This window comes from Lactococcus hircilactis (genome assembly GCF_009601015.1).
GTDB lineage: Bacteria > Bacillota > Bacilli > Lactobacillales > Streptococcaceae > Lactococcus > Lactococcus hircilactis.
Genome location: NZ_WITJ01000022.1, coordinates 1 through 14,555, shown reverse-complemented (window position 1 = coordinate 14,555; position 14,555 = coordinate 1). Strand labels below are relative to the sequence as shown.

The window sequence follows — 14,555 nt, the reverse complement described above, 5'->3', positions numbered from 1 at the left end:
CGTCCAGCAACGTCTCGCTACGTAAAGCAGCCACTAACTATGTTATGATACGTTCAATCCATAGTGATATAACTCATAACTATATTGGCTGTTACTCCCTCTTGGTCATTTAACTGAACTTCAATCGCCAGCACCAATAATATAGCAAGCCGCCGTTATCCGCAGTAACTTGCTTGAAGAAATAATTCACCGAACGAATTAAATTTTTGATTTCCGCTTAATTCTTCATGTTACCATTATCATATTTTTACACGTTAAAAAAGTATCGTTTTTTAACTCAAGAACCATCCCAAATTATCGTAAAAATCAGTGGTATCTACTTCATTTAGTAAATCAGCCTTGAACATCGCTGCTTCAAAAGCTTTAAATCCATCAGTTTTGCGTCTGACATCTTCTTTTTTGATATATTCCACATTTCCATCTTTTTTCAAATGCCGAAGTACATTGTTTGTATACCACCGCATCATGTCATTATCACCAAAATTAATTTTTTGATTGGCGAAACTGTCCTCAATTACCGTTGACAGTTGCGCATCAATGGCTCTAAAGTTACGAATTACTTCTACACGATAACCGAGTGGTTCTTCAAATTTTCCATTCCAAGAGACTTCAAACCCAGCTTCTTCAAATTTAGGCTGTAAATACTCCCTCATTTTATAGCCGTCTCCACAAATAGTTTGGAATTCATAGCCTTCTTCATCACGCATACGAACAAACCAGTCTACAACGTGCTGTGCATCCATTGACGGTTCATCTAATACTGTGAGCAACCCCTCGTCTTCCCATTGTCTAATCGGAGCAAATCGTCGCTTACCATTAACATTTTCATTTGGCTTAGAGTAACTGTATATTCTATCTACAAATTCTTTACGAACAAATGAATGAGATTTGAAAACATAATCTCCATCAATTTTGAATAATGCACCAACTGCAATAAAGTCACGAGTAGAGGCAAAGTCAAAACCACCTACTGCAGGTAGATTTCTTAATTCTGGGAATTCTTTTTTAGTTGCTTTTAATTCTTCATAGGTTGCCACGCTTCTTTCGATGTCAGTAACTGGTAAATTCATACGCTTTGTCATGAACTCTTCGCGGCCGCTAGGGTTTAGTTCTAAATCTTCATACTCCTCAAGTACTGTCTCATAAAGTCCTTGAGCATATTCTGACATTGGTAATGAAAACATTGGACTTGATAATTCCCAAAGTTTTGGATCATTAACTTGTGCTTCCTTGTCTAATTTGCAAATAAAAGGAAACATAGCATTCCATTTTGCTTCTCCCTTAAGGACTTTAATTGCCATATCTTTCATCTGGTCAATGAATCCGTCACGTACGTAACCATCCGTTCCAATATAAAATTCACGAGGATTTGGACGTTTACCTAAACCAGAAATATGAACCTTTACATCCTTATTGCTTTCGTATTGGTGTATTTCGTCAAATATGACAGCACCATCCCTAAGGCCGTCCTTAGTATTACCATTTGACGTTCTAAATTTAAAAAGAGATTTTGTTTGCTTGTTCTTTATTTCCGACTTGCTCGGTTTGCCAAATAATTCTTCTAAATCTTCATGGCTTTCAATAGTATCATGCACTTCGTCAAAACTTGTTTTCGCTTGGTCTTCACTATTAGCTACGATAGAAATATTATATTTTGAAATTCCATGCATAGGGGTTGTTAGATAACTTCCTATTGCAGAAAGTAATCCATTTTTACCATTCCCTCTGGCAATCATGATTAATATTTTTCGGTAAACATTCCGATGATTTTCTGAAAAATATAAGAAAACAAAACTGATAATAAATTTTTGGAAGTCCTCAAGTTCAAAAAAGTATTTTTCCGTGTATCCAATACAATTATCGATTTGTTCAACGTCAAAAAACACCTCGCCCGATTCGAGACGAGGCACTACCTCACGCTTGATATAATCAACAAGCAATTTACGCTCATAGTTAAATTTAACCATTCCAGCATAATAGCCGTCGATATACTTTTTAACATAATCGATCACTTAGTGAATTTACTCCAATCTTTTTCTTCTTTTTTCGTCCCTTTTTCTGCACGTTTGTTTTCAAACCAATCATCAAGCGGTCTAATCTGTGCCAAAGCCTTTAATTTAGCAGATAGAGCTGGATTTTCTTTTTTAAATTCTTGACTTCCATTAATTGTTGTAATGACTCTTCCGTTTTCATTTATCTCCTTGTCTAAATTTTCAATGTCATTAAGCAAATTGCAGTATCTATCTACTTTTTCGACTTCAAAAGGAGATCTTTCATTTATTAATTTTATTAATTCTGAACGAATTGGTGTACGTTTTGGCAATACATGACCCCCCTATCAAAAAAATGAATGTATTCTTGGTTAATTGACCCCAACCGGTGTATGGCAAATTTGAAATTATACCCATTTTTTTAGACCCGGGGGGTGTTTTCGTTATTTCTGTATTATTATTTGAGATCAAAAATTAAAATTCGAAGGTTTCATCATCAAATTGCTTATCTCTATGCCTATCGTGCCTCATGTTATGGCAATCGTGGCAAAGCGTGCGCAAGTTGCTAGGTTCTAGTGCAAGATCAGGATAGTACTGTAGTTCCTTTATATGGTCTATCTCTAATGTCGCTGTCTTAGCTGTTGTCACTCGCCCTTGCTTCTTGCACCACAAGCACTCATGATGGTCACGATCAAGAACTTGCTTGCGCACTCGCTTCCATGCTGATGAGTGATAGAACTTGTCTCTCGCTTTAGGTGTACTCACATCTATCATATTCCCATGGTAAACAAAAAACACTACAAAAAAGTAGCGTTCTTTTATTATTCCTCAAACATTCTCAGGAGATATCCATCATAATAATTTTCTACGAATTGCTTCGTAGCTCTATTATTTCTGTGAATTACTGCTGACTTTGAGTAATACATATTCATAGTTATTTTTATGATCCCCCACCCTTCAAGATAATATTTGGTAAATATATCTCTATCAACTGGATCTTTTATCATCTGCATTGCATCATTAATCATCTTAGCTTTCTTAGCATTGTGTTTATTCCTAATGATTAACCTCAAAGCAAATCTTACATCATGCCATTGTTCTTTCGTAAGTTCCATTCTAACTCCTGTTATGTTATAATAGTATTAGAATTAATAGTTTGCTAAGCCCATCGGAGTGGGCTTTTTATTATTTAATTATTTCATTTTCATCATCTAATCTAACAATTACTACTTCTGTAATATCATTTGAATCAATGAACTCATCCACTTGTTTTTTAGTGAAGAAATATTCTTCTTCCAGTTTCCCAATTCCGAACAAAATTTCACGCTTAAACAATACTTTGTATTTATATAAAGCTTTGATGCTTCCTTCAAGATAATTAATTTTTACATGAAGTGGTGCTAAATTTATCGCATTGTATAAGTCTCTACAACGTTTAATCTTAACTTCTAATTGATTCAGACGGTTATTCGTAAAAACTATAAGAGCTAATAAAATTATTAGTGAAATAGATGTCATTATCTGCACAATTATTGTTATCATCTTTCTCCTCCAGTTGAGTTTAGCGAGTTCCTAGCTCAGTATATGTGATATAATATAACTGACCAAAAATAAAATTTCGTAATATTGTTCTTTCCTTTTGCTCGAACCTGGTCAGTTCGGGCATTTTGTGTTTTCTAATTATTTGTGATATACTGAAAATATAGAATTTCGCTATGCCTTTCGTAATTTGAAGAAAGGAGAATGTAATATGACATTCACAAACAAAAATAAATTTTTCCAATATACCGTAACTCTTGATGTTTCAAATAATATTTTTAGAGCAAATCTTGCCGACAACTCAGGAATTTATGGTTATGGTAATACTATTGAAGATGCAGTAAAACATTTGGAAAGTTTAGTTTAAAACGACATGCAACTACTACCTATATGGTGGTAGTTTTTTTGCGTTTAATCCAGACAATAGAACATAACCGTTGCCCATATAATTAATACTAAAGCCATAAATACTAGTATAGCTATATCTCCATAGTGATGATAAGCTAAATTAACTACTGCTGAAACTGAAAACAAAGCAGCCACTACTGCAATAGCTTTCAATAATGATTTAAACAGTTTTTTCATTTGTCCTCCGAATTCCAAGCGATTATCGCTGAGAAAATTAATACAGTAATCCATTTATAGACACTTGAAATATCGAAAAACTTATCAATAACAACATACATTAGCATTAGCATAAACATAGCTATTACAAAATTTTTTACATAATTATATAATTTATTTTTCATTTGTCCTCCTCTATCATGTTTAGTACAATCGTTTCATCATAATCAAAAGAATCAGTAAATTTATATGCCTCTCGTTCTGCTTTTGAAAAGGTACGACATTTACCATCTAATTCAAAACACTTAACTTCTACTGTAACAACGTCATAAGTAGGTTTTGCTTTCATCGCCAATTCCTTAGCTTTTTCCATGCTTGAAACAACTCCAATAATTACTTCTGTGTAGTCCGAGTAACTCCCCCATGACTGTGTTACGATGTATATTTTCATTTCCTTCTCCTAATCTCATAAATATTCACGCCTAGCATCAGCACTGACAGCGCTAGTAGTATTGTCATTCAATCCCTCCCCACCAATCACACACTTTGATGACCAGCGATATTAGTTTGTCGGTCATTCTGAGACCTCACTTTTCGCAACATCAAGAAATTCAATCTGACTAATTCTTACTTCTTGCATTTTTCCATTGATTTCTACAACCGCAATAGGATAAGCGACTGTTCCTGCTTTAAAACCACCAGCTATTAATGAATCTCCATGAGTATGCGAATGTTGAAATAATCCCATAAAAGTTCCCTTACTCTGCTTTTTATTACTAAAAGTTACTAAGCATGGTCTTGTTTCTAATTCAATTTTCATTCTTCTACCTCCACAAGATAATTTAAATACCATAGGGCTTTTTTCAAATACTCTACCCCATTCTTCTCTGATTCACGAGACATGTATTTCATTACATTACCTTTCAAGAATCCTTTAAATTCATCAGATGTCATTTTTGCTTTCAGATAGTCAATTGTTTCAATTCCACCGAAAGCGTAATGTTTGGGATGGTTTACGGTGTTCGTCATTTCATTTCCTCGTTTTTCGTATTTTGATATTCTTCAAGCATATTTTTCGCACATTCTTCATAATTTTTATCAAACGTTAAGTCACTCAATTCAGTTAAACTAATTTTTTTAAGCAGAAACGATGCAAAATTTACTGCATATTCTTTAATTTGATTTTCTGAATAGCACTTTATTTCATCACACGCATTGTCACCATCTTCGTAAATTGCGGTAATAGAGCTAAATTTAATCCAAATAACTAATCCATTATCCTTTCTCGTAGCTTTTACGAAATACTCTCCAAAAGTTGGAAACACGTAGGTAATATCATTAAATTCAAAATCATAATGATCATAAAAAGCTTGGCTGTTCGTCACTATACCTGTTACTCTTCTCATTTCAGCCCCTCCAGCTTCTTTTTAAACTCGTTGTGGAAATAGTCGATGTCTTTATCGTCATAATCCACTTTAATGTCACGGTCTTTGCTATAACCGTAATTCAGCACTTTATTTGCTCTATCTCTATCACTGTTCACTACGTTGCTCATTTTCCGTGCCCTCCATTATAAATTGATTCAATAACCCTATATCCGCTGTCTTCGTAATCAATTGTTACAATCAATTCGCTGTCTTTAGTCCAAATTTGATAAACGTTTCTACAAATGCTCTCTTTAGTTCCTAAACCTACAACAGTTTTAGTAATTACTAAATCTGTAATTTTGAAACCTCTTAAATTGCTTTTATCTGGGTTCATTTCGTTACCTCCAATAGTGTTTTAAAAACAGCTTCAAACTTATCATTCATAACATTTCCCTCTGTGCTTTCCTTCGCATTCTAATTTCCATTATTTTCGATTTTGACGGCTTCAGCTCGTACAAGAAGTCCTCTAGGTCAAGCAGATTCTTCTTGCCAAGCATATATTCGCACTTTTCTAATGCAGAATCGTAAATGAAGTCATCATCAGTTAATTCTCTAATTATTTTCAAAAACTTAATTGATGGAATTCCATTCTGCCTTTTGTACGCATATAAATTTGAGCTTACTCCATATCTGTCTCGGTACATTTTGCTTATTTCCGTTAAATTAAGCCCTCTATCTTCCAACTCTTGATAGAATTTCTGTGGCGTCATATTTTCCTTTCTAAGACGTTTTACACGTCTGACGTATAAGTTTACCTAATCGTATCTAAACGCTCTATGTAAGCGTAATTTTCATGAATTAGGGCTATTCTGGCATATTAATAGGGCTGTCGGTGCTATACCTCCTAGAGGGCTTCATTACTCTACCGACTGTATTAATCTCCTTGCTGCAGAACCCTAGTTATTATTTATCCGTTAATTATTTTCATTGCGTCTTCAACGCTTCTAGCTATTCCAGCTAATGCACCTTTTGATTTCACTAGATTAATAAACTTAACCTGCTCATATCTAGGCTTTCCGTTTTTATTTTTCACTTCTATGAAAAATATCTGACCATCTTTTCTGAACCCGAACAAGTCACAGAACCCTTTAGGAACTCCAGTTTCAAACCATCGTCCATCTCTCAGTTTGACTTTTCCAACGTTTACACGAAAGCACATGATGCCTTCTTTAGCTAATGCCATTCTGACATTGTTCTGAATATCGTGTTCAGTAAGTGACGAAGTTGACTTTTCTTCTTGCACTCTCCACCGTTCTTTCAAATTCCTCAGGAGTGAAAACATCACGTCCTTTTATCGTCCCAACAATTGAATATAATTCAGATACATCTTGATTATTTTCAAACGCCCAACATGCCGCTTTGAATAAGTCATCATTTCTATTGGAACTACTACCAGTAGCAATTCGTTCAAATGCTTCTTTACCAGCGTGATTCCCTTTGGCACTTGGCAGATAATCTGAAAAATATTGAGTCGTTACTGTCTGTCTTGTCTGCCTTGGCTTGAACAGTTCTTTTTCAAACTCACCATGGTAAACAGATAACTCACTGACAGATTGCAGGACCTCACGTCCAACGGATGGAAATATTTTCACGTAATTATTTTCGTTTGCTTTTATGTCCATTCCATCAAGAACGCCAATTTTCTGCGAATAATCTATTCCTTCCTGTTTTCGGAATAGGATATGCATTCCACCGCTTGCCGTCAGTTCCATGTAAGTATTTTTGAAATTATCCAGTAGCTCGCTTTTAAACTCATTGTTCAATATCGAAGAATAACCGTCTAAGTCTCCATTAACTTTCAAGACTGACAGCAAATCAGAACCAAATATTTTTATCATGCTTTTAATCTGCTGTGCTAACTCATCTGTCAGGTTATGCGTGTCAATGTCAATGCACCATATTCCTCGCATTAATAACGCATAATCACAGTTAGTCCAATTAATCGTGTCAATTAATTCATGCGTGATCTGAATGTCTTTGAATTTAGTGACTGGTGTATTCGTTTTTCTGCTTAACGGTATGACTTGATACCCTTTGTCAAGAAATGAATGTGCTGTTTTAGTCATAGTAGTAAATTTTTAAATACTCTTTGCCAAAAATATCAACTACTTCAACATCTAAAATTTCAATTTCAAGGTTTTTTTCAATATCCCTTAAAAAATCTACTTCTCCTGTTCCATACTTTGACATTTCATCTTCGTAAGCTCCGATATAAGAAATTGTTTCTTCTTTATCAAATAAAATTATTTTTGCATTTTTCATTTTTATTCCTTTCAATGGTTAAATATAAGGTCAATAAACCCAAGTAATATCAGCGTTTTAGGTTAATTCAGTTAATTTTAAGTACTCCATACCCTTTACTTATATATATAAATAAATTAACAATCATTAAGTCATATTAGACTATTAAACTAGTTTGTTATTTTTATTGTTGTAAACAGTTGATATTACTTAATTTATGAACCATGGGTAATAAATATTTTATTAATATAGTGTTACCCTAATTTACCTATGCTTTTTATCAAAACTTTTAAATCTATCTTTATTTGATATTCTGTAAGCTGTTTTCATGTTTCCATCAACCCATTTATCAAAACTTTCAACTCCAATTTCTTGAAGCGCCTTTCCTATTGCTCTTCTGTTTTTTCCATAAACTTGATTGAACAATTCAGCAACTACACCATCACGAACAATATAATCAACTTTTAGCAAAGAATTAATCAATGCGACCTGTGCATCATCCAAGTCAATATCATTAAATACTTCAACATTCTTCCAGTAGTACTCTTGACCGATTTCATTAAAATAATCTAATGAGTTAAGTAAGAAACCGATGCAACCGTAAATATCAGGATTTTTATTTCTATCAGTGAATGCTTGCCAATATTTTCTGAAAAATTTCTCACGTTCAATGTCTGTTTCATCTTTAGGTCTGTCCTTGAATTGAATTAATACTTTACGTCCATCCATTTCATCAGATAACGCAACAGTCCTATTTGTATCAACGCATAACACGCTTGACAAATTAACAAATGACTGGTTTTGACCGATTGCGCGTGCAACGTGTGATTTTTCAGTTGCAATAATTTTTAAAATTCGCTCGGTTGAATTTCCTTGAATGTCTCCTTGCTCTGTTGCAAGTGCCATCTCTCCACCAGAGAACATGGACCATGCTTGCAGTGCTTCAAATCCATTCGTTTTTAATGTGTCTAGTTCCACATCTATTTTTTTAAATAGACCACTTAGGGCAATATGTCTCAGCCCCTTCCCCGTTCGAACCCCAGACTTGGAAATAAAGAAGTTAGTTTTGGGACGGATGCCACAAGCGACTTGAGCGATATAATAGGCTTGGAGCGTGGCATTGTTAAAACTATTATCATCAGCGATTACTGTTTTTAAGAATTCTTCTGCAATAGCTTTGCTGTCAAGAGCAACTTCAAGCGGTACTTTGTAGAACTTGAAATATGAAACGTTCTGCTTAGGGTATTCTTCTAGTAGCTCATTTGTTTCCAAATCAATAATGAAGTCAGATCCAGCGATTTTAAACTGCTCAATGAAGTTAATTGGTTTAATATTTAAGACGTTATGAATTCCCAGTAAAATTTCTAAGATGTGGCTTGATTCTTTGAACCCATATTTCGCTTGAATGGTAAACTCGTCAATCATTCTGAACTGTTTAAACCTAACATCGTAAAGTTGACCTTCTGAAAATGTGTAACTTCCAATAAGGTAGTCAACCACTAGCTTTGCAAATGCTGGAAATGTACTTTCAACTTTGTAATAAATGTGCGGGTCCTCACCAGTCGTGAGTTTAACTTCCCCATAAATAAACCGATATGTTTTACGACCGTTAGTCGTGATATACATAATATCTTCGTCCTCAACTCGCTTGGATTCAGTAAAATAATTTACTTGACCTTTGTCGTCAATGACTTTAATTTTAAATAGCTGCTTTCTTAGCTCTGCTTTCATCACAGATTCGCCGAAATCAAACGATCCCCAGTCTGTACCAGTTGTAAGTTTTGACAGTGCTTCTACAATTTCATTTGTTGTCATTTTTTCTCCTGTAATTTATTAGAATGGTAGGTCATCTTTTTCAATTTCATCTGCTTTTGCTGATTCTAATTTTTCTTTCCATACGTGGTGGCATTCAGGAAGTGCAGACGGATTAACAAAGCGTGCTTCGGGTCCAAAATCTCCTAATTTAACAGTAACTTTTGCTGTCTTATTAACGAAATCTTTTAAGAAAGCATCAAAGTCAGCGTACTGTCTTCCTTCTTGAATTCCTAATGCTTTCGCTTTACCCATGAGGATACCGTTGTGGTATTTATTATCAGACATCTTATATTGGCGGCTCCAAAGGTGCATGTTTTGCATTTCTTGGCGTACGTCATTACGGACAACGTAATCAATGAGTACACACGTCTTACCGTTTTTATTCGTTTCTTCTCTTGCGTCGTAGACAATCATTTCGTATGGTTGTGCTTTGAATTCTGGATGTTCTTGTACTTGTGAAAAATCTGTTGTAAAACTCATAATTAATTAAATTCCTTTCGATTCTAGCCACTCGGTGGCAAGCTTGATTTGGTAACTGTTTTTTCCAGTTACGTTTGATATTTCCTCTATTGAAGCACTAACTCTATCAGATTTAGCATAGTAATATAAAAGTTTCATGAGTGGATTTCCTTTGTTGATTTTTGCTCTTGCTCTCGCAATTTCCCAGTTTTCGCTTAGGTCCAATCCGAATTTTTTCTCAGAAAGTCTTTTTAATTTCACTTGCTCTTTTCTAATTTCTTCTAGTTCAGCTTCAATTCTCATTTTTTCGTGTTTTTCTTCTATTGCGAAATCGTAACCACATAATTCGCATGTCTTTTGATTTAAGGGCCACATGGCAGAGCACTCAGGGCATTGCTTTGCTTGTACTGTGTTTTTTTGTGCTTTCTTTTTCCATCCTCCTTTGAAATATTCTTTCCAGTCATGCGGAGTATCTGGTAGTCCGTGTGTGCTCCAGTTCATCACATTATCAATGATGATAGCTTTCTTATCCTTCTGATAACGCATGGATCTCATGGATTGTTGCAAAAACAAAACAAGCGATTTAGTTGGGCGACATAGAATTGTCACGGTGCAGTCTGGAACATCAAAGCCTTCGGATATGAGGTCCACATTGCACAATATTTTTATATTTCCGCTTCTAAAGTCTTGCATGAGCTTATCACGTTCGTTCTTAGGCGTTTTAGCATCAACATGAACCGCTTTTATTCCCTTCTCTTTAAACTCCTTAGCAAAGTTTTTAGAAGCTTCTACAGAATGAGCATAAAGAATTGCTTTTTGTCCGTTAGCATGAGTGATATATTCTTCAACCACATTTCCGAAAATCGCTTTACCTAAAGCATCATCAATAGACTGGTTAGAGTATTCTCCGTTTTTTATTCTTAGCTTAGAAGTATCAATAGATGGCAAGCTAAAGTATTGATAGGGTGCTAACCTATTATTACTAATCAGCCATTCTACTGTTTTGCCTTCAATCATCACATCATAAGTGTCCGTGAATCCTTCCCCAGACATTCTCCAAGCCGTTCCGGTGTATCCTACTTTAGGTACATCTTTAAAATAGTCGTAAATTACTTTATATGTACTAGCTAACGAATGATGGGTTTCGTCCGTAATAATCAATGTTGGTTTTTTTATACTTGGCAATCTATTTTTTATTTTGACAACCGTACCAACTAGAACATTTTCCATGTTTACTTCGTGAAATTTGAAAGAGTTAATAATTTGGTCAACAAGTTCTTTTCTATGTACCATCACAAGAACAAAACCATTTTGTTTATTAGAAGCATTTTTTACCATTTCAGACATAATAACTGTTTTCCCACTTCCGGGTGGAGAAAGTAACATGATATTTTTATTGCCTTTCATAAACTCATTTTGTGCCTTTTTGATTAGCTCTTTTTGGTACTGATATAGTTTAAACATATTTCCAAATAAACCCTTTAGCTGTTCTGACTTTTCCATTGGCACACATAGAAATATACGAATGATCAATACCCGTTTGTCTCTCGGCCTCTCCAGTTGAATAGAATTCATTGACGAATTCACCATTTTCTAGAAACTGCCTAACTTTTTTTCCTTGCGTCATGGCTCGTCTGATAATTGCCGTCCCATGATTTGTATTATCCTTAACAGATACCCACTCTAAATTAGAATAAATATTATTTGTTTTATTTTCGTCTATATGATTAATAACTAAATTTTCTGAGTGCTTTTTAACAAATTCGTTTGCGACTAATTGATGGATGCCGATTTTTTTTCTTACACCATCCTTATACAAGTCAACTCTTAAATATCCATCCTTATCAGGAGTTGGTTTTTTTAATTTACCGCTATCTACCCTCCTAACTTTTCCGTTGTTGCTAATTAAATATTTTCCCTCGTATCCACTTACATCTTTCCAAATCTCCACTTATCCATTACTCCCTTCGAAATTAAATAAATCTTCAATCTTACAAGCTGTTCTATCATCTAGTCGATTTTTGGCATAAGTACCTTCACTTCCCTCAAGAATCAAACCTCGTGAACCTGTTTTCGAATTTACAATGATTCGGCCTACTAAATCTGTCAGCCCAAGCAATTGATTTAAAACAGAAGTTCTGATTTGCGGTACATATTGAGTAATTATCTGACCTGTTTCTAAATTCAAGTCATGCGTATATTCCCAGGCAGTCAAATATATGTTTACTGGCTTGCTATAAATCGCTGTAAGTATTCTTAAAAAGTAGTTAGTCCATTGGGAATAGTGTTGCAACTCGTTACTAATACCGTTTTTGGATTTTCTTCCCTGCTCAACAAGCCAATCTGACTGTAAGCTTGAAATATTGTCAATAACTAAATTATCGTATTGATCCAAGTATTCATCAATTTCTTTCAAGAATAGGGAAATATCTTCAGATGGATGCTCCCTATCAAATGATATTCTTCCTTCATCATCAATGGTTCTTACATCAACATTTGGGATTCCTTCCAGAACCTTGTGAGAGTTATCTAATGATAATACGATGGTATTTCCTTTTAAATATTTTATTTGCGAAGTTTTACCAAGTCCTGCTTTTCCGTAAATTAAGATTCGCCAGTTTTCTGTACGTTTTAACTCACTCGCTTTTGTAATTTTCATTTCTTCACGCTTTCAGGGAATTTGACACCTTGTAAATTGAAACTGTCCGCGTGTTCAATGTGTGCATAGTCAAATTCTTCAGTTCCTTCTTCATCCATTAATTTTTTAATCTTGTTCAAATTTGGCTTAACTTCAATTGCGCAGAGTTCATCAGGAACATCTTCGATTTTGTCAACGACAACTCTCTTTGATGGTCTGAATTTGTAGGTGTTTACTACTCCAGATAACTTTTTAAGTCCCATAATTTTCATGCCATTTTCGATTGATTTTTGCAGCCGATATGCACGTTTTTCAATGAGTTGTGCTTCAGCAGTTAATTGCTTTGCTACGTCTCTTTTTGCTTGCGCTTGTGCTGTTAAGTTTTTAATTACAAACCCAGCGTTTTCAGCTTTGATTTCAAAAGCATCTCCAATTGATTCTAAGGTATCCTCAATCATCTCAAAGTTGTCATTCTCAGGGTCTGACAGCATCATATCTTGCAAATACTCATAATCTGATGTTAATTTAAATATTGTATTTTCCATTTTTAGCTCCAATGTGGTATAATTAGAGTAGAAGTGATCTACTCAGCCCTGTCCCATCAGGGCTTTTTTTGTTCAAAAGTTCCAATCTGCAAGCAATTCTTTGCCTGTTTTTGGTCTGTGTTCAATAACGACATGTCCATTTGGTAGTTCCTTTACCGTTGTGATAGTGTAACCTGTGTTGTCAAAATTAAAATCTTGTGGTGTCATTTTATTTTTCCTTTCTACATTCTTAACGGTGAGCACGAATATTAATTTTTTCAACTAGTCTAGGATTAGTTATTTTATTTAAAGCCCCTGGACTAAGCGAATCCAAAAATATTTCCTCAAACTCATCAAAAGTTTCTACTCTTTTATTTTCCTGCATGCTAGTTGCGATAGTATGCAGTTCTTTTTGTATGTCCATCAAAAGTGAAATTATCATTTGTTCGTTCATTTTATTTTTCCTTTCATTGTTCACTGTGAGCATTTTTGCTTTAAGCCACTAGCGTATTTTTGCGCTCGCTAAATCGGTTCGTTTGCACTTTCCACACTAGCTGCTTACGCTATTCAAGTCGGAAAAGAGAAACTCAGTTTGCAGTAGGTATACACCCATTCCATATACTTCAATATATAGCTTCCCTTTAATTTTAGGGAAGTCTTTTTTTATTTTTGACATGTGCTCCTTACTCAAGAACAGCAGATCTTGTAAATGAGAAGCATAACTGCATAAAACAGGAACTCTGATTCCATTATTTTTATAAAAAATAATTCCTTCAAAATCTTTGTTCATTTTATTTTTCCTTTTTTCTTATATAAATTTTGAGATTTCCACTCCACGAATTTTTTGAACCCGTCGTAATCAATCATTACTGTTTTCCATTCAGGATTAAGCACGTAATTGCTGAACATTGGATTATCTCTCATTTCTGATGCCCATTTCTTAGCAGTAGGTTTAGACAATCCTTCCCATCGTTGCATGAGATGCTTATAATCTCCATGAGTAGCCTTGTCTGGATCGTCAACGGGAATATATGTTACTTTTGCGTATGGCATTTTGTTTTCCTTTCTGTTTAACTAATTTCTTTATATTGTTTTAAAACGATTTTTTTGCCTAAAAAAATATAATTGAATGGATACTCATAAATTTTTGAAAGTTGCTTTCCTAAATCTAGAGGAATATTTGAACTATCTTGCTCATATTTCAAAATAGTCTGGTAGTTTTTACCGATGATTTCTCCAACTTCTTTGGCAGAGTAACCAGCGTTAACTCGTGCAGCCTTAAGCGATATTTTTGGAGGTAATTTTTTTGTAATTTCTTCAGCCATATTGGCTCCTTTCTGATTAATGTGTGATATAA

At 34.5% G+C, this 14,555-nt stretch carries 29 protein-coding genes; 1 reads left to right on the top strand and 28 read right to left on the bottom strand.

What is annotated here, in order from left to right; genetic code table 11:
* Positions 1–272: 272 nt before the first annotated feature.
* The 5 genes from GHI93_RS11495 to GHI93_RS11475 form a co-directional block, all read right to left on the bottom strand.
* Complete coding sequence (locus GHI93_RS11495; protein WP_343030372.1) at positions 273–2,012, bottom strand: terminase TerL endonuclease subunit; 1,740 nt, start codon at positions 2,010–2,012, stop codon at positions 273–275.
* A complete protein-coding gene (locus tag GHI93_RS11490; protein ID WP_153497169.1) occupies positions 2,009–2,323 on the bottom strand; it encodes a P27 family phage terminase small subunit in 315 nt (104 codons plus the stop codon). The genes GHI93_RS11495 and GHI93_RS11490 overlap by 4 nt, the downstream gene beginning before the upstream one ends.
* A gap of 142 nt (positions 2,324–2,465) precedes the next feature.
* On the bottom strand, positions 2,466–2,765 hold the full coding sequence (locus GHI93_RS11485) for an HNH endonuclease (protein ID WP_153497168.1): 300 nt from the start codon (positions 2,763–2,765) through the stop codon (positions 2,466–2,468).
* A 47-nt stretch (positions 2,766–2,812) separates the two neighbouring features.
* A complete protein-coding gene (locus GHI93_RS11480; RefSeq protein WP_153497167.1) occupies positions 2,813–3,106 on the bottom strand; it encodes a hypothetical protein in 294 nt (97 codons plus the stop codon).
* Positions 3,107–3,176: 70 nt separating this feature from the next.
* A complete protein-coding gene (locus GHI93_RS11475) occupies positions 3,177–3,533 on the bottom strand; it encodes a hypothetical protein (protein WP_153497166.1) in 357 nt (118 codons plus the stop codon).
* A 208-nt stretch (positions 3,534–3,741) separates the two neighbouring features.
* On the opposite strand from GHI93_RS11475, the gene GHI93_RS12870 reads away from it, so the two are divergent.
* Complete coding sequence (locus tag GHI93_RS12870) at positions 3,742–3,897, top strand: hypothetical protein (protein ID WP_170272443.1); 156 nt, start codon at positions 3,742–3,744, stop codon at positions 3,895–3,897.
* A gap of 44 nt (positions 3,898–3,941) precedes the next feature.
* On the opposite strand, the gene GHI93_RS11470 is transcribed toward GHI93_RS12870, so the two are convergent.
* The 23 genes from GHI93_RS11470 to GHI93_RS11365 all read right to left on the bottom strand — a co-directional run bounded on the left by GHI93_RS11470 (position 3,942) and on the right by GHI93_RS11365 (position 14,487).
* On the bottom strand, positions 3,942–4,115 hold the full coding sequence (locus GHI93_RS11470; RefSeq protein WP_153497165.1) for a hypothetical protein: 174 nt from the start codon (positions 4,113–4,115) through the stop codon (positions 3,942–3,944).
* Positions 4,112–4,279: a hypothetical protein gene (locus GHI93_RS11465; protein WP_153497164.1), complete on the bottom strand. Its 168-nt coding sequence runs from the start codon at positions 4,277–4,279 to the stop codon at positions 4,112–4,114. Before GHI93_RS11465 ends, GHI93_RS11470 begins: the two co-directional genes overlap by 4 nt.
* On the bottom strand, positions 4,276–4,545 hold the full coding sequence (locus GHI93_RS11460; protein ID WP_153497163.1) for a DUF7336 domain-containing protein: 270 nt from the start codon (positions 4,543–4,545) through the stop codon (positions 4,276–4,278). Before GHI93_RS11460 ends, GHI93_RS11465 begins: the two co-directional genes overlap by 4 nt.
* Positions 4,546–4,668: 123 nt before the next feature.
* Entirely contained in the window at positions 4,669–4,914 is a 246-nt protein-coding gene (locus GHI93_RS11455; RefSeq protein WP_153497162.1) for a hypothetical protein, read from the bottom strand.
* Entirely contained in the window at positions 4,911–5,123 is a 213-nt protein-coding gene (locus GHI93_RS11450; RefSeq protein ID WP_153497161.1) for a DUF3310 domain-containing protein, read from the bottom strand. The genes GHI93_RS11455 and GHI93_RS11450 overlap by 4 nt, the downstream gene beginning before the upstream one ends.
* Complete coding sequence (locus GHI93_RS11445) at positions 5,120–5,500, bottom strand: hypothetical protein (RefSeq protein WP_153497160.1); 381 nt, start codon at positions 5,498–5,500, stop codon at positions 5,120–5,122. Before GHI93_RS11445 ends, GHI93_RS11450 begins: the two co-directional genes overlap by 4 nt.
* Complete coding sequence (locus tag GHI93_RS11440) at positions 5,497–5,649, bottom strand: hypothetical protein (protein WP_153497159.1); 153 nt, start codon at positions 5,647–5,649, stop codon at positions 5,497–5,499. The genes GHI93_RS11445 and GHI93_RS11440 overlap by 4 nt, the downstream gene beginning before the upstream one ends.
* Positions 5,646–5,855: a hypothetical protein gene (locus tag GHI93_RS11435; protein ID WP_153497158.1), complete on the bottom strand. Its 210-nt coding sequence runs from the start codon at positions 5,853–5,855 to the stop codon at positions 5,646–5,648. Before GHI93_RS11435 ends, GHI93_RS11440 begins: the two co-directional genes overlap by 4 nt.
* A gap of 46 nt (positions 5,856–5,901) precedes the next feature.
* Positions 5,902–6,231, bottom strand: a complete 330-nt coding sequence (locus tag GHI93_RS11430) for a DUF7339 family protein (RefSeq protein ID WP_153497157.1) — start codon at positions 6,229–6,231, stop codon at positions 5,902–5,904.
* 197 nt (positions 6,232–6,428) lie between these two features.
* Complete coding sequence (locus tag GHI93_RS11425) at positions 6,429–6,704, bottom strand: VRR-NUC domain-containing protein (protein WP_246177119.1); 276 nt, start codon at positions 6,702–6,704, stop codon at positions 6,429–6,431.
* A gap of 25 nt (positions 6,705–6,729) precedes the next feature.
* Positions 6,730–7,587 (bottom strand): bifunctional DNA primase/polymerase, encoded by an 858-nt coding sequence (locus GHI93_RS11420; protein WP_153497155.1) that lies wholly within the window; start codon positions 7,585–7,587, stop codon positions 6,730–6,732.
* Positions 7,580–7,783 carry a hypothetical protein gene (locus tag GHI93_RS11415; protein WP_153497154.1) on the bottom strand — a complete coding sequence of 68 codons (204 nt, stop codon included), beginning with the start codon at positions 7,781–7,783 and terminating at the stop codon, positions 7,580–7,582. Before GHI93_RS11415 ends, GHI93_RS11420 begins: the two co-directional genes overlap by 8 nt.
* 243 nt (positions 7,784–8,026) lie before the next feature.
* On the bottom strand, positions 8,027–9,577 hold the full coding sequence (locus GHI93_RS11410) for a phage resistance protein (RefSeq protein ID WP_153497153.1): 1,551 nt from the start codon (positions 9,575–9,577) through the stop codon (positions 8,027–8,029).
* Between the two features lie 18 nt (positions 9,578–9,595).
* Positions 9,596–10,057 carry a DUF669 domain-containing protein gene (locus tag GHI93_RS11405; protein WP_153497152.1) on the bottom strand — a complete coding sequence of 154 codons (462 nt, stop codon included), beginning with the start codon at positions 10,055–10,057 and terminating at the stop codon, positions 9,596–9,598.
* 6 nt (positions 10,058–10,063) lie between these two features.
* Positions 10,064–11,539 carry a DEAD/DEAH box helicase gene (locus GHI93_RS11400; protein WP_246177117.1) on the bottom strand — a complete coding sequence of 492 codons (1,476 nt, stop codon included), beginning with the start codon at positions 11,537–11,539 and terminating at the stop codon, positions 10,064–10,066.
* A complete protein-coding gene (locus GHI93_RS11395; RefSeq protein WP_211368895.1) occupies positions 11,493–11,987 on the bottom strand; it encodes an NUMOD4 domain-containing protein in 495 nt (164 codons plus the stop codon). The genes GHI93_RS11400 and GHI93_RS11395 overlap by 47 nt, the downstream gene beginning before the upstream one ends.
* Positions 11,988–12,695 (bottom strand): AAA family ATPase, encoded by a 708-nt coding sequence (locus GHI93_RS11390; RefSeq protein ID WP_153497151.1) that lies wholly within the window; start codon positions 12,693–12,695, stop codon positions 11,988–11,990.
* Positions 12,692–13,219 (bottom strand): siphovirus Gp157 family protein, encoded by a 528-nt coding sequence (locus tag GHI93_RS11385; protein ID WP_153497150.1) that lies wholly within the window; start codon positions 13,217–13,219, stop codon positions 12,692–12,694. Before GHI93_RS11385 ends, GHI93_RS11390 begins: the two co-directional genes overlap by 4 nt.
* 72 nt (positions 13,220–13,291) lie before the next feature.
* On the bottom strand, positions 13,292–13,426 hold the full coding sequence (locus tag GHI93_RS13195; RefSeq protein ID WP_281347497.1) for a hypothetical protein: 135 nt from the start codon (positions 13,424–13,426) through the stop codon (positions 13,292–13,294).
* Positions 13,427–13,448: 22 nt separating this feature from the next.
* Positions 13,449–13,652, bottom strand: a complete 204-nt coding sequence (locus GHI93_RS11380; RefSeq protein ID WP_153497149.1) for a hypothetical protein — start codon at positions 13,650–13,652, stop codon at positions 13,449–13,451.
* Positions 13,653–13,748: 96 nt separating this feature from the next.
* Entirely contained in the window at positions 13,749–13,988 is a 240-nt protein-coding gene (locus tag GHI93_RS11375) for a hypothetical protein (protein WP_153497148.1), read from the bottom strand.
* Entirely contained in the window at positions 13,985–14,251 is a 267-nt protein-coding gene (locus tag GHI93_RS11370; protein WP_153497147.1) for an excisionase, read from the bottom strand. The genes GHI93_RS11375 and GHI93_RS11370 overlap by 4 nt, the downstream gene beginning before the upstream one ends.
* Positions 14,252–14,268: 17 nt before the next feature.
* On the bottom strand, positions 14,269–14,487 hold the full coding sequence (locus tag GHI93_RS11365) for a helix-turn-helix domain-containing protein (protein ID WP_343030373.1): 219 nt from the start codon (positions 14,485–14,487) through the stop codon (positions 14,269–14,271).
* Between the last annotated feature and the right edge of the window lie 68 nt (positions 14,488–14,555).